Source organism: Desulfosarcina sp. (genome assembly GCF_041551955.1).
GTDB lineage: Bacteria > Desulfobacterota > Desulfobacteria > Desulfobacterales > Desulfosarcinaceae > Desulfosarcina.
Window position 1 is genome coordinate 1 of the sequence record NZ_JBFELV010000450.1, and the last position, 4,089, is coordinate 4,089.

Annotated in this window: 3 protein-coding genes and 1 pseudogene; 3 read left to right on the top strand and 1 reads right to left on the bottom strand. The window is 54.6% G+C overall.

Going from position 1 to position 4,089, the window contains the following annotated elements; all coding sequences use genetic code 11:
- Positions 1-157: 157 nt before the first annotated feature.
- The 3 genes from ABYV26_RS22220 (at position 158) to ABYV26_RS22230 (ending at position 2,918) form a co-directional block, all read left to right on the top strand.
- On the top strand, positions 158-274 hold the full coding sequence (locus ABYV26_RS22220; RefSeq protein ID WP_372683548.1) for a hypothetical protein: 117 nt from the start codon (positions 158-160) through the stop codon (positions 272-274).
- Between the two features lie 149 nt (positions 275-423).
- Positions 424-1,314 carry a cyclopropane-fatty-acyl-phospholipid synthase family protein gene (locus ABYV26_RS22225; RefSeq protein WP_372683549.1) on the top strand — a complete coding sequence of 297 codons (891 nt, stop codon included), beginning with the start codon at positions 424-426 and terminating at the stop codon, positions 1,312-1,314.
- Positions 1,315-1,601: 287 nt separating this feature from the next.
- Positions 1,602-2,918 (top strand): amidohydrolase family protein, encoded by a 1,317-nt coding sequence (locus ABYV26_RS22230; protein ID WP_372683547.1) that lies wholly within the window; start codon positions 1,602-1,604, stop codon positions 2,916-2,918.
- A 168-nt stretch (positions 2,919-3,086) separates the two neighbouring features.
- Here ABYV26_RS22230 and ABYV26_RS22235 read toward each other — a convergent pair.
- Positions 3,087-4,089, bottom strand: a pseudogene (locus tag ABYV26_RS22235) (phosphoglucomutase, alpha-D-glucose phosphate-specific); the annotation flags it as partial.

Sequence of the window (4,089 nt, forward strand, 5' to 3'; positions counted from 1 at the left end):
AGTCGATTGCGGCGCAACAGCAACCGCATCTCATCGGGCCTGATCTCCCTGGTGGCCGGAGCCAGACTGGCCGATGTGCAGACCGGGTTCCGTATCTACACCCGGCAGCTGGTGGACAATGGTCAGTCCACTTATCATTTCAATGGTGCTGCTGAAAATGACTGGTGTGCCCCTGACCGAAGCAGCCCTGATGACCCGCCGTCCCGGCTATGCCGAATACATCGAGAAGACCAGCCCATTTATTCCGCGCCCCCCAAGGAAGAATGCCTCATGAAGTCGCTGATCGGTCTGGCCGACCGGGCCTGGCTGCCCGACGCGTTGATCCGGCTGGGCATCCGCCGGTTGAACCGAATACGGCTCGTGGAGGAAGCCAACCGTCACGTCAACAGCCGTGGGCAGGCCTTGGCCGAATTCGTCAATACAATGACAAACAGCCCCGTGGCCCTTGCCACGAACAAGGCCAATGTACAGCATTACGAAGTGCCGGCGGCCTTTTTCGAACAGGTGCTGGGAACGCATTTGAAATACAGCAGCGGTTTCTGGAATCCCGGTGTCACATCCCTGGACCAGTCCGAGGCGGACATGCTGGCAGTCACCGCCGAGCGGGCCGAGCTGGCAGACGGCATGGATATTCTGGAACTGGGCTGCGGCTGGGGGTCGCTTACCCTGTGGAATGCCGAAACTTATCCCAATGCCCGCATCACAGCGGTTTCCAATTCCGCTTCCCAGCGCCGCTTCATCGAACAGCGCTGCCGCGAACGGGGGCTCTCCAACGTTCGCGTGATCACCGCCGACATGAACCATTTTTCAACCGAGCGACAATTCGATCGGATCCTGTCCGTGGAGATGTTTGAACACATGCGTAACTGGGAGTTGCTTTTGGCACGGATCGACACCTGGCTGGTTGACCGCGGCCGGTTGTTCATCCATATTTTCACCCACCGTCAATTTACCTATCCCTTCGAGACCGACGGCGAAGACAACTGGATGGGACGCTACTTTTTTACCGGTGGCATGATGCCCTCGGATGACCTGATATTCAATTTCAAAAAGCACCTCGTGGTGGAAAACCACTGGCGGGTCAATGGCAGCCACTACCGCAGAACCGCCGAGGCCTGGCTGGCAAACATGGACGCCCGGCGACATACCATCATGCCGGTCATGGCGGATGTTTATGGTGAAAAGCATGCAGCCTTGTGGTTTCAGCGCTGGCGCATCTTTTTCATGGCCTGCAGCGAACTGTGGGGATATGCCGATGGCGAGGAGTGGATGGTGTCTCACTACCGGTTGAAAAAAGTGGCCTTGGGCGAATGACAGAAGCCTGAAAAAAGGCAGATTACCAACTTCTAACGGTCTATCCTCCTGGTTTGACAAAGTTTCCCGGCCCACGTTATGCTTTTCGATCTCTGCATTGAAAAGTCTTGCTAAGGCAAATCCTAAAATCAGTAATTTTCACTGAAGAGAGGTCTTTTATGTCGACGGGCCCTCCACTGCGTCTGACAGGCATAATCGTCATTTGGACACTCTGGGTTCAAATAACTGGCATTGCCTCCGCCTCTCAGAAAAGCCCTACCGTATTCATTCATGCCAATCTAATCCCCATGGTCACCGCGACCGTATTGCCCGATCAGACCGTGGTCGTCGAGGGGAATCGAATTGCCGCCATCGGTCCGACCAGCCAAACGGAAATCCCGCCGAATTCAACCGTGGTGAATTGTCAACATGCATACCTGATGCCTGGCCTGGCCGACATGCATATGCATCTGCGCTACAACTGGCTGAGCGACACATGGCCGGTTTCACCCCTCAAGCTTTATTTGGCCAACGGGGTCACGACTATCCGTTGCTTCGGACCACGGGGGAAAACCGGCCGGTACGGTCTTACATGGCGGAAGGAAATTGAATCCGGCAGACTTGACGGGCCGAGTATTCTCACCTGTGGGCCGCAGTTGCGAGGTCATTTCAAAGAAAACCCGGAACAGATCGTTATCAGGCAAAAATACCAGCATTTCGATTTCATCAAAATATACGCTTTTGTGGACAGGCAGGAATACCATACGATCATGTCCACGGCCAAAAAACTCAACTTTTACACTGCCGGGCACATCCCGTTTCAGGTTGGCTTGGACGGCATACTGGCGGAGGGTATGAACGAGATAGCCCATATCGAGGAGTTGATATGGGAGGTCTCCGAATTGGATCGCCATCGTTATTTCAACAATGAAGGTGAGTGGATGTCCTATGCCATTCAGACCACGTTCAGTCGATTTGCCCCTTTGCTTGAATTAAATCCCCGGGAACAAGAGCGAAAAATTGAGACGATGGTCGTTGCGCTCGCAAATAAGCTCAAGGACAAACCGGTTCCGGTTTGCACCACCTTGGTGATTGATGATCTGATCGTTCGGAAATTATTCGACCCCGATGATTTTCTGGAAAGACCGGAAAACCGCTACTTGCCGTTAAGTTATCTGGAACGGTTTCGAAAAGGCCTGGGAAAGCATCAACTGCAGTTCAAAGGTGGCGAGGTATTTGCGCCCTTTAAGTACATGCTGGACAAAAAACTGCTGGTTGCGTTGAAAGCGAAAAACATCCCCCTGCTGCTGTCTACAGATGCCGGAACCGGCATCATGGGCGCAGTACCGGGGTTCTCCCTGCATGATGAGCTCAGCATCCTGGTTGAAAATGGGTTTACCCCCTATGAAGCCCTGGCAGCGGGAACCGTCGTAGCCTCGAAGATCGTGCAGCGGATGAATGGACTGGATGAGTTTGGAAGCATCGTGCCCGGAAAAAGAGCGGATTTACTCCTGCTGGCAAAAAACCCGCTGGATGATGTGGCCCATGCCCGCAGCATCCTTGGAGTGATGGCAGCCGGCCGGTGGTACGATCAAGAATCGATCTCGGCAATGTTGGACAGGTAACATATGAAATGATGGTCCCGGAGGAGCCTGAGACCCTATTTTTCCATACAACACGGTTGTCCTGCGTATCGTCACCCCCGGTATCTTTTTAGCAGGTTGGTCCAGTAAACCGGCACCCCCTTGGCAAAGCGGTAGTCAAACCATGATAGATGTATAGCATCCTGAATGCTAAGCGCCTGCCGCTTGAAATGCCGCACTGACAATGGTCTGGGCCTCTTGTTGAATGCTTTGCAGGTGCGCCTTGCCTTTGAAGCTTTCCGCATAAATTTTATAGATTTCTTCGGTGCCGGAGGGTCGAGCGGCGAACCATCCGTTTTCGGTGACGACCTTTAATCCCCCCAAGGGGGCCTGGTTTCCCGGTGCCCGTGTATGTTTGGCAAGGATCGGTTCACCAGCCAGCGCCTTGGCGGTGATCGTTTCGGCTGACAGTTGTTTTAACACCTCTTTTTGCCCGGCGGTTGCCGGGGCATCGATGCGCTCATATACGCAAGAACCAAATCGTTCCTCGAGTGACCGGTATATTTCGCCCGGATCCCTGCCGGTTTTGGCCATGATTTCAGCGGCCAGAAGATCCATGATGATGCCGTCCTTGTCCGTGGTCCATACCGCGCCATCCCGGCGCAAGAAAGACGCGCCGGCGCTTTCTTCGCCGCCGAAACCGACCTTAGCGCTCATCAGCCCATCGACGAACCATTTAAAGCCCACGGGCACCTCAGACAGCGTTTTCCCAAGATGGGCCGTCACCCGGTCGATCATCGAGGTCGATACCAGCGTTTTGCCTACGGCGGCCGATGGGCCCCAGGCAGGCCTGTTTTGAAACAGGTACCATATGGCCACCGCCAGATAGTGATTCGGATTGAGCAGCCCGGTGCTTGGCGTGACAATCCCGTGGCGATCGACATCCGTATCATTGCCGAAGGCGATGTCAAACTTGTCTTTGAGCTTGATCAACCCTTGCATGGCAAAGGGTGAAGAACAGTCCATGCGGATTTTTCCGTCTTTGTCCAGGGTCATAAACCCAAAGGTGGGGTCCACGACCGGGTTGACGATGTCAAGGGAAAGCCCGTAGCGATCGGCGATGGGTGCCCAGTAGTTTACCGCGGCCCCTCCCAGGGGATCCACACCAAGCTTGAGCCCGGATCCGGAAATCACCTCCATGTCGACCACGTTG

Excerpts from the sequence above, each read along its gene's own strand:
- ABYV26_RS22220 (WP_372683548.1), top strand. The coding sequence starts at position 158 with ATGACTGGTGTGCCCCTGACCGAAGCAGCCCTGATGACCCGCCGTCCC.
- ABYV26_RS22225 (WP_372683549.1), top strand. The coding sequence starts at position 424 with ATGACAAACAGCCCCGTGGCCCTTGCCACGAACAAGGCCAATGTACAG.
- ABYV26_RS22230 (WP_372683547.1), top strand. The coding sequence starts at position 1,602 with ATGGTCACCGCGACCGTATTGCCCGATCAGACCGTGGTCGTCGAGGGG.